Annotated in this window: 23 protein-coding genes and 1 tRNA gene; 11 read left to right on the top strand and 13 right to left on the bottom strand. The window is 65.7% G+C overall.

Annotation, left to right across the window (positions count from 1 at the left end):
* Nucleotides 1-66 precede the first annotated feature (66 nt).
* Both AC56LG_RS20985 and AC56LG_RS20980 read left to right on the top strand, forming a co-directional pair.
* Nucleotides 67-1,203 (top strand): metallophosphoesterase, encoded by a 1,137-nt coding sequence (locus AC56LG_RS20985; protein ID WP_497167980.1) that lies wholly within the window; start codon nucleotides 67-69, stop codon nucleotides 1,201-1,203.
* Between the two features lie 94 nt (nucleotides 1,204-1,297).
* Nucleotides 1,298-2,734: a M20/M25/M40 family metallo-hydrolase gene (locus AC56LG_RS20980; protein WP_497167979.1), complete on the top strand. Its 1,437-nt coding sequence runs from the start codon at nucleotides 1,298-1,300 to the stop codon at nucleotides 2,732-2,734.
* Nucleotides 2,735-2,748: 14 nt separating this feature from the next.
* Here AC56LG_RS20980 and AC56LG_RS20975 read toward each other — a convergent pair whose 3' ends face one another.
* On the bottom strand, nucleotides 2,749-3,108 hold the full coding sequence (locus AC56LG_RS20975) for an Lcl C-terminal domain-containing protein (protein ID WP_229510779.1): 360 nt from the start codon (nucleotides 3,106-3,108) through the stop codon (nucleotides 2,749-2,751).
* A gap of 276 nt (nucleotides 3,109-3,384) precedes the next feature.
* Between AC56LG_RS20975 and AC56LG_RS20970 the strand changes: the two genes are divergently transcribed.
* From AC56LG_RS20970 to AC56LG_RS20955, 4 genes are all read left to right on the top strand, one after another.
* On the top strand, nucleotides 3,385-4,047 hold the full coding sequence (locus AC56LG_RS20970; protein WP_497167978.1) for a choice-of-anchor Q domain-containing protein: 663 nt from the start codon (nucleotides 3,385-3,387) through the stop codon (nucleotides 4,045-4,047).
* Between the two features lie 275 nt (nucleotides 4,048-4,322).
* Nucleotides 4,323-5,735: a right-handed parallel beta-helix repeat-containing protein gene (locus AC56LG_RS20965; RefSeq protein WP_497167977.1), complete on the top strand. Its 1,413-nt coding sequence runs from the start codon at nucleotides 4,323-4,325 to the stop codon at nucleotides 5,733-5,735.
* 231 nt (nucleotides 5,736-5,966) lie between these two features.
* The gene (locus tag AC56LG_RS20960; protein WP_497167976.1) at nucleotides 5,967-7,181 is read left to right on the top strand and encodes a right-handed parallel beta-helix repeat-containing protein; all 1,215 of its coding nucleotides are present in this window, start codon (nucleotides 5,967-5,969) and stop codon (nucleotides 7,179-7,181) included.
* Nucleotides 7,182-7,715: 534 nt separating this feature from the next.
* Complete coding sequence (locus tag AC56LG_RS20955) at nucleotides 7,716-7,883, top strand: hypothetical protein (protein WP_497167975.1); 168 nt, start codon at nucleotides 7,716-7,718, stop codon at nucleotides 7,881-7,883.
* Between the two features lie 9 nt (nucleotides 7,884-7,892).
* Here AC56LG_RS20955 and AC56LG_RS20950 read toward each other — a convergent pair whose 3' ends face one another.
* Nucleotides 7,893-8,564 carry an SOS response-associated peptidase gene (locus AC56LG_RS20950; RefSeq protein WP_497167974.1) on the bottom strand — a complete coding sequence of 224 codons (672 nt, stop codon included), beginning with the start codon at nucleotides 8,562-8,564 and terminating at the stop codon, nucleotides 7,893-7,895.
* 125 nt (nucleotides 8,565-8,689) lie between these two features.
* Between AC56LG_RS20950 and AC56LG_RS20945 the strand changes: the two genes are divergently transcribed.
* Both AC56LG_RS20945 and AC56LG_RS20940 read left to right on the top strand, forming a co-directional pair.
* Nucleotides 8,690-9,079, top strand: a complete 390-nt coding sequence (locus AC56LG_RS20945; protein ID WP_497167973.1) for a hypothetical protein — start codon at nucleotides 8,690-8,692, stop codon at nucleotides 9,077-9,079.
* Between the two features lie 22 nt (nucleotides 9,080-9,101).
* A complete protein-coding gene (locus AC56LG_RS20940; protein ID WP_497167972.1) occupies nucleotides 9,102-9,299 on the top strand; it encodes a hypothetical protein in 198 nt (65 codons plus the stop codon).
* A 7-nt stretch (nucleotides 9,300-9,306) separates the two neighbouring features.
* Here AC56LG_RS20940 and AC56LG_RS20935 read toward each other — a convergent pair whose 3' ends face one another.
* Entirely contained in the window at nucleotides 9,307-10,035 is a 729-nt protein-coding gene (locus AC56LG_RS20935) for a GntR family transcriptional regulator (protein WP_497167971.1), read from the bottom strand.
* A gap of 205 nt (nucleotides 10,036-10,240) precedes the next feature.
* On the opposite strand from AC56LG_RS20935, the gene AC56LG_RS20930 reads away from it, so the two are divergent.
* The 3 genes from AC56LG_RS20930 (at nucleotide 10,241) to AC56LG_RS20920 (ending at nucleotide 14,172) form a co-directional block, all read left to right on the top strand.
* Nucleotides 10,241-11,611, top strand: coding sequence for an enolase C-terminal domain-like protein (locus tag AC56LG_RS20930; RefSeq protein ID WP_497167970.1), 1,371 nt, complete (start codon nucleotides 10,241-10,243; stop codon nucleotides 11,609-11,611).
* Nucleotides 11,612-11,697: 86 nt separating this feature from the next.
* A complete protein-coding gene (locus AC56LG_RS20925) occupies nucleotides 11,698-12,774 on the top strand; it encodes a porin (protein ID WP_497167969.1) in 1,077 nt (358 codons plus the stop codon).
* A gap of 48 nt (nucleotides 12,775-12,822) precedes the next feature.
* Nucleotides 12,823-14,172, top strand: a complete 1,350-nt coding sequence (locus tag AC56LG_RS20920) for an MFS transporter (protein ID WP_497167968.1) — start codon at nucleotides 12,823-12,825, stop codon at nucleotides 14,170-14,172.
* Nucleotides 14,173-14,179: 7 nt separating this feature from the next.
* Here the strand turns inward: AC56LG_RS20920 and AC56LG_RS20915 are convergent, their stop codons facing one another.
* The 10 genes from AC56LG_RS20915 to AC56LG_RS20870 form a co-directional block, all read right to left on the bottom strand.
* A complete protein-coding gene (locus AC56LG_RS20915) occupies nucleotides 14,180-14,704 on the bottom strand; it encodes a HupE/UreJ family protein (RefSeq protein ID WP_497167967.1) in 525 nt (174 codons plus the stop codon).
* Entirely contained in the window at nucleotides 14,701-15,333 is a 633-nt protein-coding gene (gene ureG, locus AC56LG_RS20910; protein ID WP_497167966.1) for an urease accessory protein UreG, read from the bottom strand. Before ureG ends, AC56LG_RS20915 begins: the two co-directional genes overlap by 4 nt.
* 25 nt (nucleotides 15,334-15,358) lie before the next feature.
* Nucleotides 15,359-16,033: an urease accessory protein UreF gene (locus AC56LG_RS20905; RefSeq protein ID WP_497167965.1), complete on the bottom strand. Its 675-nt coding sequence runs from the start codon at nucleotides 16,031-16,033 to the stop codon at nucleotides 15,359-15,361.
* Entirely contained in the window at nucleotides 16,030-16,548 is a 519-nt protein-coding gene (gene ureE, locus AC56LG_RS20900; RefSeq protein ID WP_497167964.1) for an urease accessory protein UreE, read from the bottom strand. Before ureE ends, AC56LG_RS20905 begins: the two co-directional genes overlap by 4 nt.
* A gap of 23 nt (nucleotides 16,549-16,571) precedes the next feature.
* Nucleotides 16,572-18,287 carry an urease subunit alpha gene (gene ureC / locus AC56LG_RS20895; RefSeq protein WP_497167963.1) on the bottom strand — a complete coding sequence of 572 codons (1,716 nt, stop codon included), beginning with the start codon at nucleotides 18,285-18,287 and terminating at the stop codon, nucleotides 16,572-16,574.
* Nucleotides 18,287-18,610, bottom strand: a complete 324-nt coding sequence (locus AC56LG_RS20890; RefSeq protein WP_497167962.1) for an urease subunit beta — start codon at nucleotides 18,608-18,610, stop codon at nucleotides 18,287-18,289. The genes ureC and AC56LG_RS20890 overlap by 1 nt, the downstream gene beginning before the upstream one ends.
* Before the next feature lie 10 nt (nucleotides 18,611-18,620).
* Nucleotides 18,621-18,923, bottom strand: a complete 303-nt coding sequence (locus AC56LG_RS20885; protein WP_497167961.1) for an urease subunit gamma — start codon at nucleotides 18,921-18,923, stop codon at nucleotides 18,621-18,623.
* A 17-nt stretch (nucleotides 18,924-18,940) separates the two neighbouring features.
* On the bottom strand, nucleotides 18,941-19,789 hold the full coding sequence (locus AC56LG_RS20880; RefSeq protein ID WP_497167960.1) for an urease accessory protein UreD: 849 nt from the start codon (nucleotides 19,787-19,789) through the stop codon (nucleotides 18,941-18,943).
* 284 nt (nucleotides 19,790-20,073) lie between these two features.
* The gene (locus tag AC56LG_RS20875) at nucleotides 20,074-22,053 is read right to left on the bottom strand and encodes a peptidase U32 family protein (protein WP_497167959.1); all 1,980 of its coding nucleotides are present in this window, start codon (nucleotides 22,051-22,053) and stop codon (nucleotides 20,074-20,076) included.
* A 146-nt stretch (nucleotides 22,054-22,199) separates the two neighbouring features.
* A tRNA-Leu gene (locus AC56LG_RS20870) sits at nucleotides 22,200-22,286 on the bottom strand.
* Nucleotides 22,287-22,292: the final 6 nt, after the last annotated feature.

Raw genomic sequence — 22,292 nt, 5'->3', positions numbered from 1 at the left:
GGACAAGCCTTGCAGACGGCGCCGGCCGCCCCATCTTTCCCGAATCACCTGTTCATTCAAGCCACCATGTCCGCACGCCGCAACCTGTTCGTCATCCTTTCCCTGCTGGTCCTCCTGCACCTGTACATCGGCCTGCGCCTGATGCCCGACCTCGGCCTCGGCTGGCTCGGCATGCTCGCCGGCGGCGCGCTATTGGTGCTGTCGACCGTGCTGGTGCCGGTCGGGCTGCTGTCGTCCTCGTTGCGGCGGCGACGCTGGTCGGAACAGCTGGCCTGGCTCGGGCTGCTGGCAATGGGCCTGTTCTCCTCGCTGCTGGTGATCACCTTCCTGCGCGATCTGGTGCTGTTGCTGGCGGCGGTGGCCGGCTTCGGCAGCGACGCACTCCATTACTACAGCGCGCTGGCGGTGCCGCTGCTGGCCCTGGCCGTGACGGTCATCGGCTTCGTCAACGCCCGCCGCGTGGCGCGCGTGGTGCGGGTCGAGGTGCCGATCGACGGCTTGCCGCAAGCGCTGCACGGCTACTCGATCGCGCAGATTTCCGATATCCACGTCGGTCCGACCATCAAGCGTCCCTACTTGAACGCCATCGTCAACCGCGTCAATGCGCTGGGCGCCGATGCGATCGCGGTCACCGGCGACCTGGTCGACGGCAGCGTGGGACGCCTGGCGCTGCATACCCAGCCGCTGGCGCGCCTGTCGGCGCCGGACGGCGCCTTTTTTGTCACCGGCAACCATGAGTATTATTCGGGCGCCGAGGAGTGGATCGCCGAGTTGCGGCGCCTGGGCCTGACCGTGCTGCTGAACCAGCACGTGGTGCGCGAGCGCGGCGGCGCGGCGCTGATGATTGCCGGCGTCGCCGATTATTCGGCCCACCATTTCAATCCGGCCCACCGCAGCGACCCGCAGCAGGCGGCCGCCGGCGCACCGCGCGGCCTGGCGGTGAAGATCCTGCTGGCGCACCAGCCGCGCAGCGCGACTGCCGCCGCCGAGGCCGGCTTCGACCTGCAACTGTCGGGCCACACGCACGGCGGCCAGTTCTTTCCGTGGAACCTGTTCGTGCCGCTGCAACAGCCTTTCGTGGCCGGCCTGCACCGGGTGCGCCAGTTGTGGGTCTACACCAGCCGCGGTACCGGTTACTGGGGGCCGCCGAAGCGCTTCGGCGCGCCGTCGGAAATCACGCTGGTGCGGCTGGTGCCCGCGTAATGGCCGGCGAGCTGGTTCCGGGCTTGTAAGGACAGCAAAAAGTTGCCGGATGCGCTATTGTTTCGCTCCTCTCTCCCTTCGAAGGATCGACCGCATGAACCGTCCCCGCCATCCCGCCCTCGGCCTCCTTGCCGCCACCCTGTTCGCCATCTCCGGTGCCGCCCACGCCGCCAGTCCCGGCAACGACCCGGCCGCGCTGGCGAAGATCCGCGATACCGCGCTGGGTAGCGACTACGCCTGGGAACGCATGGCCGACATGACCGACCTGATCGGCCCGCGCCTGTCGGGTTCGCCCGGCGCGGCGGCGGCCGTGACCCAGGTCGCCGACGCCATGCGCAAGCTCGGCGCCAGGGTGACCCTGCAGCCGGTGAAAGTGCCGCATTGGGTGCGCGGGCAGGAGACGGGCGAACTGGTCGAGTACCGCGGCCGTCCGGCCGGCATCAGCCAGCGCGTGGTGCTGACGGCGCTGGGCAATTCGGGCGCGACCCCGGCCGAGGGCCTGACGGCGCAAGTCGTGGTGGTATCGAGCTTCGACGAGCTGAAGGCGCGTGCGGCCGAAGTCAAGGGACGCATCGTGCTGTTCGACGTGCCGTTCGACCAGGACATGGCGAACCGTGGCCTGGCCGGCCCCGCTTATGGCCATGGCTCGAACTACCGCAGCAACGGCCCGCGCATGGCGGCGGAACTCGGTGCGGCCGCGGCGCTGGTGCGCTCGGTGGGCGGCGCGGCCTACCGCCTGCCGCATACCGGCAACACCAACTTCCAGGACGGCGCACGCATCCCGGCCGCGGCCGTCACGGTCGAGGATGCCATGTTGATGACGCGCCTGGCCAAGCGCGGCCCGCTCACCATGCGCTTGCTGCTCACGCCGCAGATCCTGCCCGACGCCGACAGTTATAACGTGATCGCCGACTTGCCGGGTAGCGACAAGGCGGACGAAGTCGTGATCGTCTCGGGCCACCTCGACTCCTGGGACCTGGCCACCGGCGCCCACGACGACGCCTCGGGCGTGGCCAGCGCCATGGCCGTGTTCGACACCCTGAAAAAGCTCGACTACCGCCCGCGCCGTACGATCCGCATGATCGCCTGGATGAACGAAGAGAACGGCACACGCGGCGCGCGCACCTACCTCGAAGCGAACACGGCGAACGCGGCCAGGCACGTCGGCGCGATCGAAAGCGACAACGGGGCAGGGCGGCCGTTCGGCCTGCGCGCGAGCGTGCCGGCGACCTCTTCGCGCCTGTTCGCGCCGCTGCAGGCGGCCTTGCAGCCGATCGGCGCCGGCGTGTTCCAGCGCCAGGACGCACTTTCCACCGGCGACCTGTCGGGCCTGGAACGCGCCGGCGTGCCGAGCTTCGCGCCGCTGATCGACACCTCGACCTATTTCGACTATCACCACACGGCAGCCGACACGCTCGACAAGGTCGATCCGGACAACCTGCGCCGCCACGTGGCGCTGATGGCGGCCACGGCCTGGTTCCTGGCGAACGTCGAGGAGCCGATCGGGCGCGCCGTCGTGCCGGCCCGCTGAGGCGCCGGACTCCCTTATTCGATCAGCACACGCCTGACCGCGCGCGCATGCCCGCGGAAAGGCCGCCCGTACACGGTCTGGATGCCGCTGGCGAAGTTTTCGCCCCAGACCAGTTGCGAACGCGTTTCGTGCGGTTCGGACGACCAGTACCACTCGCGCTCGAACTGCTCGCGCAGGTTCGCGAACAGCAGCGACAGTTCGCGCCGGTTCGGCAGTTCGCCACCTTGCGCGGCCGTCCATTCGAGGGCGCCGGGCCAGCCTACATCGGCCGCGTCGCCCGGCAGCAGGATCAGGTGGTGGTCGGGATCGCCGCCCTTGCCCAGGATGATGCCGGCGTAGTGTTCGCCTTCTTTCAGCGTGTCTCGTAGTTGCATATAGATGCCCATCGTGTCCTCGCGCGTCGGTATCTGGAGATACAGATATGACCGGCTTCTCTTGTCTTTAGTTGCTGCGCTAAACACGACATGGATCATGGTTCTGTTCGATTTCGCGAGAAATAACTGTTTTAACCGTTTGATACTCCAAGAAAATTTATTTAGGAAAATGTTGAACTAAGGAAGTTTCCTGCCCTCAAAGCTTACGTATTCACCTCATGTTCCTACTTTCGCTTCAGCACCGGCGGTTCGTATAACGTCATCGAGGGTAATCACGTGCACCACACCGCCAACACGATCGCCTGCAGCAGCGCCGGCAGTTCGGCGATCGGCGTCGACAGCTACTACAAGGGCGTCATGACCGACGTCATCGGCAACACCGTGCACGATATCGGCCCTGCCGGCTGCACCTACGTGCAAGGCATCTATGTGTCGACCTCGGGTTCGATCAAGAACAACGTGGTCTACCGTGTCGGTTCGGCAGCGATCCACCTGTGGCACGACGCTAACAATGTGAAAATCACCAACAACACGGTGAGCTCGTCGGTGTTCGGCATCATCGTCGGCGGCGGTGACTTCTACTTCACGAGCGCCGGCGCCAACAACGTGGCCGTACACAACAACATCGTGTACGACAACAAGTACGGCATCTCGGAGCAGGGCAAGACCGGTACCGGCAACACCTACAAGAACAACCTGGTCTTCAAGAACACGACCTACGACTGGCAGTTGCGCAATGGCCTGAAGCACACGGCGACGATCAGCTCGGACCCGTTGCTGGCCGGCTACTCGCGTACTGCCGCGATGCCGAACTTCAAGCCGAGCGCCAGCTCGCCGGTGATCGGCCGCGGCATCGCGACCTATGCGTACCCGACCGACATCGACGGCAAGGCGCGTAATGCATCGACCGGTTTCGATATCGGCGCATATCAACACTAAACGAGCACTGATCAGCGACATCCCGAGCTTGACTCGAGCGACCCCGCGCTGCCGCAAGGCACGCGGGTTTTTTTCGTCTGCAAAGAATAGCCCTTGCCCGAGTAGAAGAAACGGTGAGCACAGGCAGAGCCAGATTGTTCACAAATGTTTCTTCATACAAACAACTTTTGTGACAATGATATCCAAAAGAAATTTTTTTGCGAAAACGTTGAACTTAGGAAGTTTCCAGCGCTCAAAGGTACGTATTCAATTTTTTTTGTTAGGGAAACTCTCGCATGAAACAGCAAGCCATCATCACCAACTTCCGTCTGAATGCAGTCACCCGCGCTACCGCAGCCGCACTCGTGGCAATTTGCGCCGTCTCCGCCGCAAACGCAGCCGAGCAATTCGCAGTCACAGGTTACAGCGCCGGCAATGTCGCCGCCGCGGTCACCGCAGGTGCGTCCCCCACCCAACAGATCACCGAGTTGTACCGTGACCTGCTCGGCCGCGCGCCGGATGCCGTCGGCCTGGCCTACTGGCAGCGCATGATGGCCTCGGGCATGACCATCGCTCAGGTGGAAGCCGGCTTCAAGCAAAGCGTCGAGTACCAGAAGCGCGTTGCCAACACCGGCGGCGGCACTGTCGCTACCCCGACCACCGCCAACAATTACTACGTGGCGCCGAACGGTTCCGACACCGCCGCCGGCACCAAATCCGCACCATTCAAGACCCTGGCGCGCGCCGCCAAGGCAGCAGTCAAAGCCAACACGACCGTGTTCGTGGCACCGGGCACCTACGACGGTGGTTTCAAGACGACCGGCAACGGCACCGCCGCCGGCCGCATCTACTGGGTCTCGACCACGAAGTGGGGCGCCAAGATCGTGCCGCCAGCGAACTCGGCCAACAAGACCGCCTGGGATAACCGCGGCAACTACGTCAGCATCATCGGTTTCGAAGTCGACGGCACCAGGATCCAGAAGGGCACCAAGTGGACCCTGGGTATCTACACCGGCGGTTCGTACAACGTCATCGAAGGCAACCACGTGCACCACACGGCCAACACCATTCCTTGCAGCAGCGCAGGCGGCTCGGCCATCGGCGTGGACAGCTATTACAAGGGCGTGATGGGCGACGTCATCGGTAACGTCGTGCACGATATCGGCCCGGCCGGCTGCACCTACGTCCAGGGCATCTATCACAGCACCTCGGGCTCGATCAAGAACAACGTGGTCTATCGCGTCGGTTCGGCGGCGATCCACCTGTGGCACGACGCTAACAATGTGAAAATCACCAATAACACGGTGAGCTCGTCGGTCTTCGGTATCATCGTCGGCGGTGGCGATTATTACTTCACCTCGGCTGGCGCCAACAACGTGGCCGTGCACAACAACATCGTGTACGACAACAAGTACGGCATCTCGGAGCAGGGCAAGACCGGTACCGGCAATACCTACAAGAACAACCTGGTCTTCAAGAATCCGACCTATGACTGGCAGCTGCGCAATGGCCTGAAGCACACTGGCACCATCAGCTCCGACCCGCTGCTGGCCGGCTACTCGCGCACCGCTGCGACGCCGAATTTCAAGCCGAGCGCCAGCTCGCCGGTGATCGGCCGCGGTATCGCCACCTATGCCCATCCGACCGACATCGACGGCAAGGCGCGTAATGCATCGACCGGTTTCGATATCGGCGCATACCAGCACTAAGCATCTGCAGGCCATGGCCTGAAAAAACCCGCGCAGCCGCAAGGTGCGCGGGTTTTTTATGTCCATTACGGTGCTGACTGAGCATGAGTCATTCATAAAAGATAATTCATGAGAAGAAACATTCTTTGTTTTAGTGTTACTTGTAAGAATTTTTTTTCCAAAAAGTTGAACTAAAGAAGTTTCCTACCCTCAAAGTCTACGTATTCACTTTTTATTTCAGGAAATTTCTCAATGAAAATGCAAGCCACGAACGCAGTCCGTACCGCCGCCATCCTCTTGATCGCTTCCTTCGCCGCCGCCGGCGCCAACGCACAAACCTCCGCTTCGATGACCCTGTCGGGTTACGACAGCCTGAGCGCCACCCCAGGCACGATGTCCGCCGCCACGCTGCCAGCCACCGCCAACAATTACTACGTGGCGCCGAACGGTTCCGACACCGCCGCCGGCACCAAAGCCGCACCATTCAAGACCCTGGCGCGCGCAGCGAAAGCCGCCGTCAAGGCCAACACGACTGTCTTCGTTGCTCCCGGCACCTACGAAGGTGGCTTCAAGACGACCGGCAACGGTACCGCCGCCGGCCGCATCTACTGGGTCTCGACCACGAAGTGGGGCGCCAGGATCGTGCCGCCAGCGAACTCGGCCAACAAGACCGCCTGGGACAACCGCGGCAACTACGTCAGCATCATCGGTTTCGAAGTCGACGGCACCAGGATCCAGAAGGGCACTAAATGGACCCTGGGCATCTATACCGGCGGTTCGTACAACGTCATCGAGGGTAATCACGTCCACCACACCGCCAACACGATCGCCTGCAGCAGCGCCGGCGGTTCGGCGATCGGCGTCGACAGCTACTACAAGGGCGTCATGACCGACGTCATCGGCAACACCGTGCACGATATCGGCCCTGCCGGCTGCACCTACGTGCAAGGCATCTATGTGTCGACCTCGGGTTCGATCAAGAACAACGTGGTCTACCGCGTCGGTTCGGCAGCGATCCACCTCTGGCACGACGCCACCAACGTCAAGATCACCAACAACACGGTGAGCTCGTCGGTGTTTGGCATCATCGTCGGCGGCGGTGACTTCTACTTCACGAGCGCCGGCGCCAACAACGTGGCCGTACACAACAACATCGTGTACGACAACAAGTACGGCATCTCGGAGCAGGGCAAGACCGGTACCGGCAACACCTACAAGAACAACCTGGTCTTCAAGAACACGACCTACGACTGGCAGTTGCGCAATGGCCTGAAGCACACGGCGACGATCAGCTCCGACCCGTTGCTGGCCGGCTACTCGCGTACCGCCGCGATGCCGAACTTCAAGCCGAGCGCCAGCTCGCCGGTGATCGGCCGCGGCATCGCGACCTATGCGCATCCGACCGACATCGACGGCAAGGCGCGTAATGCATCGACCGGTTTCGATATCGGCGCATATCAACACTAAAAGCGAGCACTGATCGGCGACATTCCGAGCTTGACTCGATCGACCCCGCGCTGCCGCAAGGCACGCGGGGCTTTTTACATGTTGAATCGTGCACGCAACGATTCGCACTGCAAAACTTAGAAAAAACTTAGGTGTCTTAATCTAACGCAAACACCCATTGCAAATACGTACTGAACAGTGGAATGCTTGGTGTAGAATAAACTTTTATGTTGCGAGTCGGGACCGGCGTTCACAAGACGCCTGGCAGGAACAAGCTTTCCCGACAGCAGTTGAACACGGTACCTGGAATGTTACGCACTGCGCATCACGAGTCGTCCGGTTTCATGCCCCTCGATGGCGCGGCGCCTGCCTGCGCCACATTCCCTTCTGCCCGTCCAACCGCGTGTCGCCCGATCCCAGGGTCTCCCGTCCGGCTTGCCTGAGCTCGGCCGACGCCGCGCGTCGTGCCCGAGCCTCCCGATCCAGTACCGCACAGGACAGCGCCGCTGTCGTGCATTTTCGAGCTTTCAGGATTTATTAATGGATATCGTAGAGATGAACGCGCAACATGAGTCGAAGCCCAACGTGGGCACCAACGGCGTCCGTCCGAGCCGCAACATCGCCAAGCAGGTGGTCGAACGCGGCCAGCGCCTGCGTAGCCGCGCCGGCGTGCTGATCGCCATGTCGCTGGGCCTGGTGGCGCTGCTGTCGATCCTCGAATAAAGGCAGGCCTTATTCCTGCATCGGCAGCGCCATCTCGGGGCTGTCGGCATTTGCGCGGTTCACTTGCGGCGTGACCTTGAACCACTCGAACGCATCGGGCGGCAGCGCCGCCTGGCGCGCCAGTTCGAGCGCCTGCTCGGGACTGATGGCGGGGTCGAGCCAGAGCGCGGCGTCCGCGGCCTCGAGCACGACCGGGCGCCGGTCGTGGATGTCGAGCATGCCTTCGGCGGCATCGTCGGTGACGAGTACAAAGCCGGCTTCGGCGCGATTCTCGGTAAAGGTGCCGAAATTGGCCAGCGCCAGCATGTACAGGGGCGCGCGGTCCTTGCGGTGGATGTGCCAGGGCTGCTTTTTCCCTTTTTCGCCGGTCCACTCGTACCAGCCGTCGGCGGGCACGATGGCGCGGCCGTTCTTCAGCAGCCGGCTCCAGTAGCGGTTGGTCAGCTTGTCGAGGCGGGCGTTGATGGAAATCGGCAGCTTGCCTTCCGCCCATTTAGCGCGGTAACTCCAGAACACGTCGTCGACGCGGCGCTCGCCGTCCTGGATATGCATGACGGGGCGATACGTTCCGGGCGGCACGTTGTAGGCCGGCCGCGATTCGCTGTCGTACACGGCGTCGGCCCAGCCGAAGACGCTCGCGTAGTATCGTGCCGTTTGGCTTTGGTCAAATCGTCCACACATGGGGCCATGGTACTGCAAACGAGGCGCCGCACGATTGGCGCGCATGCGCAAGGCAGAGCAGGACCGCGCTGGTGCTATGCTGTATGAACGACAAGTAAAGGAGAAAGCATATGGCGGGAGCCTGGTTGAGAGTATTGAAGTCCGTGCCGTGGGGCGAAGTCCTGGCGGCGGCGCCGCAAGTGGCGAACAGCGCGCGCCGGCTGTGGGATACCGTCGGACGCAAGGGCGTGACGATGCCGGATACGGAATTCGACGAAACCGTGGCGCACATGCCGCTCGACGAGGGCATCGCGCTGATCGCGACCCAGGTCGAGCGCCAGGATGTCGCCATCGCGCAGTTGCAGGGACAGGTGCGCGAAGCGTCGAAGCTGATCGCCGAACTGGCCGACCAGAACGCCCAGCTGGTGGCGAAACTGCAAGCCGCGCGCGAACGCCTGACCCTGGTCGGCTTCACCGCCGCCGGCGCCGGCGTGCTGGCCATCATTGCCCTCGGCCTGGTGCTGGCCCGCACCTGATTTCTACCTTATAGCCTGCGTCATGAAATTCGTCCTCCTCCTGTTCCTCGGCTTCATCTTCATTGCGATGCTGATGAATTCCGGCCGCAAGCGCGGCATGCTCAGCAAGGATGCCGACAAGGCGGTGACCGGCCTGGCCACCGCGATGCGCTATTTCCTGTTCGGCTTGCTGGCCGTCGGCGCGGCGGCCGTCGCGGTGCTGATCTACCAGGGCAGCTAGCCGGCCCTTAAGCCACGGCGCGGTCGACGAAGTCCGCCATCGGCAACATGTAATCCGGATAGCGGGCGCGCAAGTTGTCGAGCTCGGCCAGGGTGCCGGACAGATGGCGCCGCACCCAGGCCTGGGCGGTGGCCGGGTCGCCGGCGCCGATCGCCGTCACGATGCCGGTATGTTCTTCCAGCACGGCCTGGGCCTTGCCGTTGATCGGCACGTGCAGGCGCCGCAACCGGTCGAGGTTGCCGCTGGCGCCGCGGATCATGTGCCAGACGCTCATCAGCTGGGCGGCGCTGTACATGGTGCGGTGGAATTCCTGGTCGAACAGGATGAAGCCGCCGAGATCGTCCGCCTCCAGGCAGGCGCGCTGCTTGGTCAGCGCGGCCTGCAGCAATTTCACGATCTCCGGATTGGCCGCCCTGGCCAGCCCGTTCACGATTTCCAGCTCGACCGACAGGCGCAGCACGTGCATCTGGCGCGCCGCATCGACGTCGATGGCGCGCACGCGCGTCAAGTGCTGCGGAAAAATCTCGACCAATCCCTCTTTCTCCAGCCGCGACAAGGCGTCGCGCACCGGCATCGGCGACAGGTCGAGCGCCTCGGCCACTTGCGTGCGCGACAAGGGCGTGCCCGGCGCCAGCGCCAGCGTCACGATCAGCTCGCGCAAGTGTTCGTACACCTGGGACGCCGCACTGCGCGAGCGGTCGAGGCGGAAGGTGGCGGACAGGCTCTCGAGGTTCATGTTGTAGAGAAAATTCACTAGGGTTGGATGGCGATTCTAGCATGGTGCCCAGGGGGTAAAGCCGCCAATGAAGCGGCTCCGGAGAGCACCCGCGACGGCGAAAGCGAGACTCAGGCCCCGATTGTTGAACAAGATAAATTCAATAGCGCAATTGCAAAAGTTCATTTACACTCGGGTCCGTTACCTAGGATCCCAGCTACTTTACATGACCACTATGCGCCAATCAAGCACTCCCACCGTCGTCGACATGCAAGTCATCCCGGTCGCGGGCCGCGACAGCATGCTGCTCAACCTGTGCGGCGCCCACGCGCCGTACTTCACCCGCATCCTCGTCCTGCTCAAGGACAGCGCCGGCAACACCGGCATGGGCGAAGTGCCCGGTTCGGCCGGCATCCTGAGCACCCTGGAGCGCGCGGTGCCGCTCGTGACCGGCACCGAGATCGGGCGCTACAACCGCACCCTGAATGCGATGCGCGAGGCGATCGCCGGCAAGGCCAACCACCAGGTGACCAACGCCGCCGAGGAAGCGGTGCTCAGGCAGCCGCACGAAATCAACCTGCGCCTGGAAAACGTGGTCACCGCGGTCGAGGCCGCGCTGCTCGATTTGCTCGGCCAGCACCTGGGCGTGCCGGTGTGCGAACTGCTCGGCGCCGGCCAGCAGCGCAGCCACGTGCCGATGCTGGCTTACCTGTTCTACATCGGCGACCGCGCGCGCACCGACCTGCCGTATCTCTCCGGCGAGGGCAAATCAGGCTGGTACGGCATGCGCCACGCAGAAGCGCTGACGCCCGAGGCGATCGCCGACCTGGCCGCGGCCAGCGTCGACAAGTACGGCTTCCGCGACTTCAAGCTCAAGGGCGGCGTGATGCGTCCGGAAGACGAAGTGGCGGCGGTGGCGGCGATCAAGGCGCGCTTTCCGGATGCGCGCGCGACGCTCGACCCGAACGGCGCCTGGACCCTGGCCGAGGCGATCGCCGCCTGCAAAGGCAAGGGCGACGTCCTGGCCTACGCCGAAGACCCGTGCGGCCCCGAAAACGGTTACTCGGGCCGCGAGATCATGGCCGAGTTCAAGCGCGCCACCGGCATCCGCACCGCCACCAACATGGTTGCCACCGACTGGCGCCAGATGGCCCATTCGCACCTGCTGGGCGCCGTCGACATCCCGCTGGCCGACCCGCACTTCTGGACCATGCAGGGTTCGGTGCGCCTGGCGCAGCTGTGCCACGACTGGGGCCTGACCTGGGGTTCGCATTCGAACAACCACTTCGACGTCTCGCTGGCGATGTTCACCCATTGCGCCGCGGCGGCGCCGGGCAACATCACCGCCATCGACACCCACTGGATCTGGCAGGAGGGCGAGGAGCGCCTGACGAAAGTGCCGCTGCAGATCGTCGGCGGCCAGGTGGCGGTGCCGCAGCAGCCGGGCCTGGGCATCGAGCCGGACATGGACCGCATCATGGCGGCCAACGCGTTGTACAAGCGCGTGGCCGGCGGCGCACGCGACGACGCCATGGCGATGCGCTACCTGGTGTCCGGCTGGACCTACGATCCGAAGCGCCCGAGCATGGGCCGCTGAACCACGCATCCCCATACCAGACGGGGGAGGGCACGCAGTGCCCGCACCTCCGCATTGCACCTTACTGCGACATCAAGGAGACGACTTTGCACACGAAACACCTGGCAGCCGCTGTGCTGACCCTGCTCGCCCAATCCGCCTGGGCCCAATCGGGCGTGACGATGTACGGCGTGGCCGACGCCGGCCTCTCTTTCGAAGGCGGCAACAAGGCGGGCGCGACCACCAAGGTCACCGGCGGCATCGCCTCCGGTTCGCGCATCGGTTTCAAAGGCAGCGAAGACCTGGGCGGCGGCAACAGCGCCCTGTTCCTGCTCGAGAGCGGCATCGGACTCGACACCGGCAACTCCGGACAGGGCGGGGTGCTGTTCGGACGCCAGGCCTTTGTCGGCCTGTCCAGCCGCGCGCTCGGCACCGTCACCTTCGGGCGCCAGTACGCCCCGCACTACCTGGCGGCGGTATTTGCCGATCCGTTCAGCAGCGGCACTTCGGCCGACGAAAAGAACCTGATCAACGCGGTCTCGAACGGTGGCCGCATGGACAACAGCGTCAAGTACGCCAGCCCGGCCTGGCGCGGCTTCAGCACCGAACTGGCCTACGCCGCCGGCGAAGTCGCGGGCAACCTGTCGGCCGGCCGTTCGCGCGGCCTGGTCGTGGCCTATGGCGCCGGTCCGCTGACGCTGCGCGTCGCTTACCATAACAAGAGCAACGACACCGCCAGCACCACGCTGGCCAGCGCGCGCAACACGCTGCTGGCGGCGACGTACACCGCGCAAATGGCCAAGTTCTCGCTGGCCTACGGCGTCAACAAGGGGCCGCTCAGCTCGACCCTGCGCAATGCCAACAATCCCTATGGTTATACGGTGGCGCCGACGGCCGCCGCGGTTACGCGCGACAGCACCGACCTGCTGGCTGGCGTGACCGTCCCGCTGGGCGCGCACACGCTGCTGGCCTCGTGGATCCACAAGAACGACAAGGAAGCGGCGAACCGGGATGCCGACCAGGTCGCCCTGGGCTATCGCTACAATCTGTCGCGCCGCACGGACGTGTACCTGGTCTACGCGCGCATGCGCAACGAGAACGGCGCCGGCTACACGCTCGGCAATGCCAGCGACGGCGGCAGCGGCGACCGCGCCGTCAACCTGGGCATGCGCCACACCTTCTGAATGCCGGGTAACAGCAGCGTAAACAATATAGAGAGTTAGGGGAAGATCGTGCAGAAGACACTCGCAAATACCGGGCGCGTGCCCAATCCCTTGCTGGCGCAGGCGGTCAGCAAGGTCAAATGGCGCATCCTGCCGCTGTTCGTCGTCATGTTCATCGCGAACTACATCGACCGGGTGAACATCGGTTTCGTACGGCCGCACCTGGAGGCCGACCTCGGCATCGGTCCGGCCGCCTTCGGTTTCGGCGCCGGCCTGTTCTTCATCGGCTATGCCTTGTTCGAGGTGCCGTCGAACCTGATGCTGCAGCGCTTCGGCGCCAAGGCCTGGCTGACCCGCATCATGTTCACCTGGGGCCTCGCCGCCACCGCCATGGCCTTCGTCCAGGGCGAAAACTCGTTCTACGCGCTGCGCTTCCTGCTCGGCGTGGCCGAAGCCGGCTTCTTCCCCGGCGTGGTCTACTACTTCACGCGCTGGCTGCCGCGCGCGGAGCGGGGCCGCGCGATGGCCATCTTCCTCAGCGGTTCGGCAGCGGCCTCGATCCTGTCCGGCCCGATCACCGGCGGCCTGCTGCAGCTGAGCGGCATGGGCCTGCACGGCTGGCAGTGGATGTTCATCATCGAGGGCATGTTCTCGGTGCTGCTGTGCGGCGTGGTCTGGTTCCTGCTCGATTCCGACCCGCGCGACGCCAAGTGGCTGACCCATGCGGAACGCGACGCGCTGACCGGCGAGATCGCCGCCGAGCAGAAGGAACGCGAAGCCGAGCAGGCGGCGAATGGCGCCAAGGGCGGCGCCCTGCGCCTGCTGCGCGATCCGCAGATCGTGCTGTTCTGCCTGATCTACTTCATGATCTCGCTGACCATCTACGGCGCCACTTTCTGGCTGCCGACCATGATCAAGAAGATGGGGCAGTTCAGCGAATTCCAGGTCGGCCTGTTCAATTCGGTGCCGTGGATTATCTCGATCGTCGCCATGTACATCTTCGCCGCGCTGGCGCAGCGCTACAAGCACCAGCAGGCCTGGGCGGCGTCGGCCTTTGTCGTCGCCAGCGTCGGCATGTTCGCCTCGGCCTCGACCGGCAATCCGGTGTATGGTTTTGTGTCGGTCTGCTTCGCCGCGATCGGCTTCAAGGCGGCATCCTCGCTGTTCTGGCCGATCCCGCAGTCCTACCTCGACGCGCGCATCGCCGCCGGCGTGATCGCGCTGATCAACTCGCTCGGCAACCTGGGCGGCTTCGTGGCACCGACCGCCTTCGGCATGCTCGAGCAGCGCACCGGTTCGATCCAGGGCGGCCTGTACGGCCTGGCGAGCGCTTCGCTGCTGGGCGCCCTGCTGGTCCTGTTCGCCCGCACGCGGCCGAAGAAGGACAAGCCGGGCGCGCTGGCGCCGGCTGCCGGCTGACTCGAGATCAGCCGATCGCCAGCATGCCGGCACCGGCCAGCGCGACCAGTGCCGGCGCCACCCGCTGCAGGGCAGGCTTGCTTCCCGCCAGCCAGCCCAGGCCCATCAAGCCCATGCTCATGCAGATCGCGCCGGCGGCGGCCGCGAAGCCGGCCGTTTCGTGGCCGTGCGCGTGGCCGTGCACCAGGCTGAATGCCGCGGCCAGCGCCAGGCCGACGCCCGCAGGCAGGCGCGCGGCGCCAAGCCCCATCAGGCCGGCAACGAGCACGCTGGCCGCCAGCAGCGGCTCCACCGCGGGCAGCATCAGGGGGGCGAAGGCGCCCACCGCCAGGGCCATGCCCACCGTCGCCAGCGCCTGGCCCGGGACACCGGCGGCGCGGCTCCACAGGCCCAGTCCCAGCATTGCCAGCCAGTGGTCCAGCCCGAGCAAAGGGTGCAGCAGGCCGTTCGCCAAACCCCCGTCGGCGTGGCCGGGGTGGGCCCAGGCGCTGCCGGTGGATATCAGGATGATCAGGAAGATCGACGTTTTCATGCTGCGTGCTCCTGTTGTGCGGCGTCCAGCAGTCCCTGTTCGCGGATAAAGGCGATCACTTCCGCCACGCCGGCGCCCGTGCGCAGGTTGGTAAACACGAAGGGCCGCTCGCCGCGCTGGCGGCGCGCGTCGGCGGCCATGACGCCGAGATCGGCGCCCACATAGGGCGCCAGGTCGGTCTTGTTGATGATGAGGAGGTCCGAGCGCGTGATGCCCGGTCCTCCCTTGCGCGGGATCTTTTCGCCGCCGGCCACGTCGATCACGTACAGCGTGAGATCGGACAGTTCCGGGCTGAAGGTGGCCGCCAGGTTGTCGCCGCCCGACTCGACCAGGATCAGTTCGAGGTGGGGAAAATCGGCCTGCAGGCGGGCGATGGCTTCGAGGTTGATCGAGGCGTCTTCGCGGATGGCCGTGTGCGGGCAGCCGCCGGTCTCGACGCCCATCAGGCGCTCGGGCGCCAGCGCACCGGCGCGCAGCAGGATCTCCATGTCTTCGCGGGTGTAGATGTCGTTGGTGATGACGGCCATGTCGTGGTCGTCGCGCATCGCCCGGCACAGCTGCTCGCACAGCGCCGTCTTGCCGGATCCGACCGGTCCGCCTATGCCGACGCGCAAGGTATTCGATTGCATGCTGGTTCCTTTCTTCTCTCTCTGTTCACGACCGGTACAGCCGGCCGCTCTGGACTTCGTGGGCCATGGACAGCCGGGCCAATCCCGGCGCCCAGCTCGATAGTTCGTCGTCAAGCAGCGTGCGCGCCTGCACCGCCGCGCCTTCGATGGCCGGGTGCAGCGCCAGCAGCAGGCGCTGCCCGGCCACCTGGCCGAGCGGGATCGATTTCACGCACACCAGCACCTGGTTCTCGGCCCACGAGAACAGCAGCGCCAGCAGCGCTTCTTCATGCGGCACGCGCAGTGCATGCACCCCCTGCGCCAGTGCGGCGGGGAAGCAGGTGTCGCCCGCAGTATTGCCCGCTGCGGCGGGCGCCAGCAGGTCCAGTTCGACCAGCAGCCGGGTCAGCGAAAAACCCATCTGCACCGTTTCCGCGCGCAGCTCGGCGCTGTCGCGCGAGGCCAGGTAACGCGCATTCCACAGCGCGAACGCCGCGCCGTCGCCGGCGGCGCAGGCGGCCAGCAGGCGCCAGAACACGGCGCCGTCCCAGGGCGCCTGCACGTCGTCCAGTTGGCGCACCAGGTAGCGTTCGGCGCTGCCCGGGCAGGTCACGCGGCGCTGTTCTATCGCCGTTTCCAGCCCTTGCGAATAACTGTAGGCGCCGACCGGCAGCGTGGGGCTGGCCAGCTGCAGCAGGTGCAGCAGGGCGGCTGCGTTCACGCACGCTCCACGTCGCCGGGGCGGTGGATTTTCTGGCGCAGCGGCACGGGGGCCAGCAGGTGACGCGGTCCGTCGTCATGGCTATGCCCATGGCCGCCGCCGTACGCCCCCGGTTCCGGATGAAAGGGCGCCTGTTCTTCGGTCACGCTGGCGCCCAGGCCGGCCAGCATGTCGCGCAGGACCGGATCGGCGCGGATGCGCAGGTGGTCGGCGCCGATCTGCACCTGGCCATGGCGGTTGCCTAGGTGGAAAGCGCAGCGCACCAGCGCCTGCGGGTCGGCTGCGCCGATGCGGTAGGTCGCTTCCAGCGCCGCGCGCACGCGCACCACCGCGCCTTCGGGACCGGTCAGCAGGTCGCCGTCGCGCAGGATCGCGCCGCGCGGCAGGAACAGCGCCGCCGTCGCGCCCGAGGCCAGGGTCAGCCGCAGCCGGCAGCGTTCGCGCTGGTCGTAGGCCAGCACGACTTCATCGGTGACATGGTCGGCCGCATCGAGACGCGTATGCAGGGTAATCATCAGTTAGTCCTCAAAAATACGCCTCAAAACAGAAAATAGCGCTGCGCCAGCGGCAGCTCGCTGGCCGGTTCGCAGGTCAGCAGCTGGCCATCGGCGCGCACCTCGTAAGTTTCGGGGTCGACCTGCATCGTCGGCGTGGCGCCGTTGTGGACCATGTCGCGCTTGGACAGGCCGCGCGTGGCGCGGATCGGCAGCACGGTTTTCGCCAGTTGCAGGCGCGCCGCGATGCCGTCGTCGAAGGCGGCCTGCGAGACGAAGGTGACGGATTTTTTCAGGGCGCCGCCAAAGGCGCCGAACATGGGCCGGTAGTGCACCGGCTGCGGCGTCGGGATCGAGGCGTTCGGGTCGCCCATCTGCGCCATCGCGATCATGCCGGATTTCAGGATCATCGACGGCTTGGCCCCGAAAAAGGCCGGCTTCCAGACCACCAGGTCGGCCAGCTTGCCGACTTCGATCGACCCCACCACGTGGGCGATGCCGTGGGTGATGGCCGGGTTGATGGTGTATTTCGCGATGTAGCGTTTGACGCGGAAGTTGTCGTGGGTGGCGGTCGCTCCATCGGGCGCCGCCAGTTGGCCGCGCTGCACCTTCATCTTGTGCGCCGTCTGCCAGGTGCGCATGATGACCTCGCCCACGCGGCCCATCGCCTGCGAGTCCGACGACATCATCGAGATCGCGCCCAGGTCGTGCAGGATGTCTTCGGCGGCGATGGTCTCGCGGCGGATGCGCGATTCGGCGAATGCGACGTCCTCGGCGATGGCGGCGTCGAGGTGGTGGCAGACCATCAGCATGTCGAGGTGTTCGTCGAGCGTGTTGACGGTGTAGGGGCGGGTCGGGTTGGTCGACGAGGGCAGCACGTTCGGCTCGCCGACCGCCGCGATGATGTCGGGCGCATGGCCGCCGCCGGCGCCTTCGGTATGGAAGGTGTGGATGGTGCGCCCCTTGAACGCGTCCAGCGTCGTTTGCAGGAAGCCAGCTTCGTTGAGCGTATCCGAATGCAGCGCCACCTGCACGTCGAAGCGCTCGGCCACCGCCAGGCAGTTGTCGATTGCCTGCGGCGTGCTGCCCCAGTCTTCGTGCAGTTTGAGGCCCACCACGCCGGCCATGATCTGTTCTTCGAGGGGACCCGGCAGGCTGACGTTGCCCTTGCCGAGGAAGCCCAGGTTCATCGGGAAGGCCTCGGCCGCCATCAGCATCGAATGGATATGCCAGGGCCCCGGCGTGCAGGTGGTGGCCGCCGTGCCGACCGCCGGTCCGGTGCCGCCACCGATCATGGTGGTGACCCCGCTGGTGAGCGCCTCTTTGATCTGTTGCGGGCAGATGAAATGGATGTGGGTATCGACGCCGCCCGCGGTGACGATGTTGCCTTCGCCGGCGATGATTTCGGTCGCCACGCCGATGGTCATCGTCACGCCCGGCTGGATGTCGGGGTTGCCGGCCTTGCCGATGGCGGCGATGCGGCCGTCCTTGAGGCCGATGTCGGCTTTGACGATGCCCCAGTGGTCGACGATGACGGCATTCGTGATGACGGTGTCCATGACCTCGGCGTGCAGCCGCTGCGACTGGCCCATGCCGTCGCGGATCACCTTGCCGCCGCCGAATTTCACTTCTTCGCCGTAGTGGGCGGCGGCGTGGTCGTGTTCGATCTCGATGAACAGCTCGGTGTCGGCCAGGCGGATGCGGTCGCCGACCGTGGGGCCGTACATCTCGGCGTAGGCGCGGCGGCCGATGGTGGCCATCAGTTGTCCTCCAGCGGCGGCAGGGCGCCCATCACCTGGCCATTGAAGCCATACACTGCGCGCGCGCCGGCCAGCGCCACCAGTTGCACTGTGCGGTGCTGGCCGGGTTCGAAGCGCACCGCCGTACCGGCGGCGATGTCCAGGCGCATGCCGAGCGCAGCGGCGCGGTCGAAGCGCAGCGCCGCGTTGACCTCGGCGAAGTGGAAGTGCGAGCCGACCTGCACCGGGCGGTCGCCGCCGTTGGCCACGCGCAGCGTGCAGGTCGGACGGCCGGCATTGAGGACGATGTCGTCTTCGCGCAGGATATATTCGCCAGGGATCATGGACAGCACCTCATACGATCGGGTGGTGGACGGTGACCAGCTTGCTCCCGTCCGGGAAGGTCGCTTCGACCTGGATATCCGGGATCATTTCCGGCACGCCCGCCATCACGTCGGCGCGCGCCAGCACCTGCGTGCCTTCGTACATCAGCTCGGCGACGCTGCGGCCGTCGCGCGCGCCTTCCATGATGGCGGCCGAGATCAGCGCCACCGCTTCCGGATAGTTCAGCTTCAGTCCGCGCGCGCGGCGGCGCTCGGCCAGCAGGGCGGCGGTAAAGATCAGCAGCTTGTCTTTTTCTCGTGGTGTCAGGTCCATGGCGGTGGCGGCAAAGTTCAGGTGGCCCAGATGCGGGGCGGGATGGCGGGACGCCCCAGCAGGTGGGGCCGCAGCAGTTGCCATGCGCGCGTCATCACGGCGCGCGCATGTTCGCTGTCGCCGCACAGCAGGCGCGCAATGAAGACCGACTTGACCTGGCTGGCGCCGAGCGCCGGGTCGAGCGCGCGCACCTGCGCCTGCAGGGCGGCGGGGACGGGCGGCCCGACGGCGGTGAGGGTGGCGCACACGGTCGCGCCATCGAGCCCGAACGGACCATCGAGGCTTGCAGAACCGGCGTCGATGCGCGCCTGTTCGTACCACAGCAGTTGGCCGGTGCACCAGATCTCGGAATGCAGGCGCAGCCGGCCACGTTCGAAACGCTCGCCGCTGGCCTGGCGGCCGAAGCACATCACCTCGCAGCCGATATAGCGCGCCCCGGCGCCGAGGTGCACGCTGTGGCGCTGCAGCGCGTGCGCGCCGTTGAAATAGATGGTCTCCTGCGGCATCCATTCGAGCCCCGCGCCGGCGCCGGCCGTCAGCGTGACCGATTGGCAGGCGTCGTCGTGGCGCTCATCGCTGCGATACCACTTGGTGGCGCCAGGAGAAGTCAGGAATGCGTGCGCCCCCGGCCCGACCTCGAGGGCGATCTCGAGCCGGTCGCCGGCGCGGATGCCGCCCGGCGGATGCACCACGATCGCGTGGACGGTTTGCGCACCTTCCGGGTAGAGCGGCTTTTGCACGCGCAGCGGACCCTGGTGGCGGTTGCGCCCGACGATGCTGGCGCCACCCTCGAAGGCGATGTCCAGTTCCAGCCTGGCCAGCCAGCGGGCAGGGGAACGTGTGTGGGCGGTCGGTTCATCTCGCATGACCTGGACACAGCACGTTCCGTGCCACGGCCAGGCAGATGCGGTTTGCAGGCGCGGCGCACAGGCGGTGGGCATGGTGCGCACCGGGCTTGGGCGAAGCGGGCTGCCGGTGTCGCCCGCGCCCGATATTGGTGCGGCGCGCGATCCAGGCGCACCGTTTTCGGCGCCGCGGCAGCCATCCGGTGTCCGGCCCAGGCGCGCCGCGAAATCGTGCAGGAACTGCTCGTGCCAGCGGCCAGCAAGACGTGGAGACGTCGTCTGCTCAGCCCCGGTGCGCGGCCCTTTTACGCGGGCCGCCGCCGATGAAACGCGAGCGGGCTGTAGGGCACGGCCGACGGCGGCGGCGAGCGCAGGATGCCGGGCTTCATGGCCCCGACCACGTGCATCTCGCACGGCTTGCAGTCGAAGCGCAGCGTGTAGATTTCCTCGCCCGAGGTCAAGGTCATCGGTTCGGCGCGCACCTGGCCTTGCACGCCCTGCACGCCCTTGGCCTGTTTCGGGCACAGGTTGAACGAGAAGCGCAGGCAGTGCTTGGTGATCATCAGCGACACCTCGCCCGGCTCCTGGTGCGCCTCATAGGCCGCGTCGATCAGGCCGACGCCGTGTTTGCGATAAAAGGCACGCGCCTTGTCGTTGTAGACGTTGGCAAGGTAGGACAACTGGGTGGCCGGATAGACGGCGGGCGGTTCGAGCGGCGCCTTGCGTTCGGGCCGTTCCCAGGCGGCCAGGCGCGCCGCCTCGTGCGCCGCCACGGCATCGCGCCGCAAGCGATTGATGGCGGCGGCCGGTACGAACCACGGCTGCGACAGCGCCAGCGAGATGCCGTCGGCTTCGAACATCGTGTTGCCGAGTTTGGTCAGGCTGGTGCGCAGCGCGGCGTCGGCCTGCCCGGCGTTGTGCGCCGCTTGCAGCGCCAGCTGCGCGGTCGTCACCGTCTCGATGCCGTCCTCGTCGCGCAGGGTGAGCGCCAGGCCGCCGTCGATGTCCGCCAGGCTCAGGTGCAGCGCCACCTTGCGCTCGGCCGAACGCCTGGCCAGCGCCGCTTCCCAACCGTGGTCGCGGTTGCGGTGCACGCGGGTGCCAGGCTTCAGGCCTGGCAAGGCGCTGATCGGCTCGTTCGGAAACACGCGCCAGCGCTGGCCCTCGTCGCTCTCGCCCAGCTTCTGCACCGTGTTGACGCCGATGCCGACACTGGTGCGCTTGTTCATGTAGTTCAAGCCGTCGCCGTTGGCCAGCGGCGTATCAAGCATCATCTCGACGTGGTCGAGGCCGACCCTGGTAATGGCGCCGATCTCCACGCCCAGGTATTTCGGCGAATCGAAGGCGCCGATGTCTTCCTGGCGGCCCTGGGCGAAATAGTCGGTATGGCCGCGATTGAAGTTCTTGTCGACGTCAGGCGTGAAGAAGATCTGCGTATGCCCGCTGGCGGCACGCACAAATCCAGAACGACCCGCCGCGCGCCGTTCCAGGATCTCGTCGAGCAGCAGGCGGTAGTGGGCCGTGATGTTCTTCACGTAGCCCATGTCCTTGTAGCGGCCTTCGATCTTGAACGAGCGGATGCCGGCGTCGATCAGCGCTTCCAGGTTGCGGCTCTGGTCGTTGTCCTTCATCGACAGCAGGTGCTTGTCGTAGGCGACGACGCCGCCCTTGGCGTCGGTGAGCGTGTAGGGCAGCCGGCAAGCCTGCGAACAGTCGCCGCGGTTGGCGCTGCGGCCGGTGTCCGCATGCGAGATGTAGCACTGCCCGGAAAACGCCACGCACAAGGCGCCATGGATGAAGTATTCGAGCGGCGTGTCGACCTGTGCGCGAATGGCGCGGATCTGCTCGATCGTCAGCTCGCGCGCCAGCACCAGCTGGGAAAAGCCGGCGTCGCCTAGGAACTTCGCTTTCTCGACGCTGCGGATGTCGCACTGCGTGCTGGCGTGCAGCTGGATCGGCGGCAGGTCGAGTTCAAGCAGGCCCATGTCCTGCACGATCAGCGCATCGACGCCGGCTTCGTACAGCTGCCAGACCTGCCGGCGCGCGAGATCGAGCTCGGCGTCGTGCATGATCGTGTTCATGGTGACGAAGATGCGCGCGCGGTAGCGGTGCGCGAACTGCGCCAGGGCGGCGATGTCCTCCAGCGAATTGCTGGCGTTGTGGCGCGCGCCGAAGGCGGGACCGCCGATATAGACGGCGTCAGCGCCATGCAGGATCGCCTCGCGGCCGATCTCGGCGGTTTTGGCGGGCGACAGCAATTCGAGCTGGTGGTCAAGCAGAGACATGGCGCGTTCCTCGTCGACGGAGACGGGGATTATAGCGTCAAGGATTTACTACGCCTGCAATTAGGGGCGTGAAAAATTCTGCGGAACTATGGCAATGTTGCGGAACTACAGGATCGCGCTTCGTTTTGCGAGAACCGCATAAACAGTGGTGCCCCGAGCCGGAATCGAACCGGCACGCCCTTGCGAGCACGGGATTTTAAGTCCCGGGTGTCTACCAGTTTCACCATCGGGGCAGCGCG

This window comes from Telluria sp. ZB2R32 (assembly GCF_059685715.1).
The sequence above is the reverse complement of the archived record's forward strand: the minus strand, read 5'-3'. Positions and strand labels throughout refer to the sequence as shown.

What these genes read in the sequence shown, in the direction of transcription:
- AC56LG_RS20985 (WP_497167980.1), top strand. Translation starts at nt 67, where the DNA reads ATGTCCGCACGCCGCAACCTGTTCGTCATCCTTTCCCTGCTGGTCCTC.
- AC56LG_RS20980 (WP_497167979.1), top strand. Translation starts at nt 1,298, where the DNA reads ATGAACCGTCCCCGCCATCCCGCCCTCGGCCTCCTTGCCGCCACCCTG.
- AC56LG_RS20975 (WP_229510779.1), bottom strand. Translation starts at nt 3,108, where the DNA reads ATGCAACTACGAGACACGCTGAAAGAAGGCGAACACTACGCCGGCATC.
- AC56LG_RS20965 (WP_497167977.1), top strand. Translation starts at nt 4,323, where the DNA reads ATGAAACAGCAAGCCATCATCACCAACTTCCGTCTGAATGCAGTCACC.
- AC56LG_RS20960 (WP_497167976.1), top strand. Translation starts at nt 5,967, where the DNA reads ATGAAAATGCAAGCCACGAACGCAGTCCGTACCGCCGCCATCCTCTTG.
- AC56LG_RS20955 (WP_497167975.1), top strand. Translation starts at nt 7,716, where the DNA reads ATGAACGCGCAACATGAGTCGAAGCCCAACGTGGGCACCAACGGCGTC.
- AC56LG_RS20950 (WP_497167974.1), bottom strand. Translation starts at nt 8,564, where the DNA reads ATGTGTGGACGATTTGACCAAAGCCAAACGGCACGATACTACGCGAGC.
- AC56LG_RS20940 (WP_497167972.1), top strand. Translation starts at nt 9,102, where the DNA reads ATGAAATTCGTCCTCCTCCTGTTCCTCGGCTTCATCTTCATTGCGATG.
- AC56LG_RS20935 (WP_497167971.1), bottom strand. Translation starts at nt 10,035, where the DNA reads ATGAACCTCGAGAGCCTGTCCGCCACCTTCCGCCTCGACCGCTCGCGC.
- AC56LG_RS20930 (WP_497167970.1), top strand. Translation starts at nt 10,241, where the DNA reads ATGACCACTATGCGCCAATCAAGCACTCCCACCGTCGTCGACATGCAA.
- AC56LG_RS20915 (WP_497167967.1), bottom strand. Translation starts at nt 14,704, where the DNA reads ATGAAAACGTCGATCTTCCTGATCATCCTGATATCCACCGGCAGCGCC.
- ureG (WP_497167966.1), bottom strand. Translation starts at nt 15,333, where the DNA reads ATGCAATCGAATACCTTGCGCGTCGGCATAGGCGGACCGGTCGGATCC.
- ureE (WP_497167964.1), bottom strand. Translation starts at nt 16,548, where the DNA reads ATGATTACCCTGCATACGCGTCTCGATGCGGCCGACCATGTCACCGAT.
- ureC (WP_497167963.1), bottom strand. Translation starts at nt 18,287, where the DNA reads ATGGCCACCATCGGCCGCCGCGCCTACGCCGAGATGTACGGCCCCACG.
- AC56LG_RS20890 (WP_497167962.1), bottom strand. Translation starts at nt 18,610, where the DNA reads ATGATCCCTGGCGAATATATCCTGCGCGAAGACGACATCGTCCTCAAT.
- AC56LG_RS20885 (WP_497167961.1), bottom strand. Translation starts at nt 18,923, where the DNA reads ATGGACCTGACACCACGAGAAAAAGACAAGCTGCTGATCTTTACCGCC.
- AC56LG_RS20880 (WP_497167960.1), bottom strand. Translation starts at nt 19,789, where the DNA reads ATGCGAGATGAACCGACCGCCCACACACGTTCCCCTGCCCGCTGGCTG.
- AC56LG_RS20875 (WP_497167959.1), bottom strand. Translation starts at nt 22,053, where the DNA reads ATGTCTCTGCTTGACCACCAGCTCGAATTGCTGTCGCCCGCCAAAACC.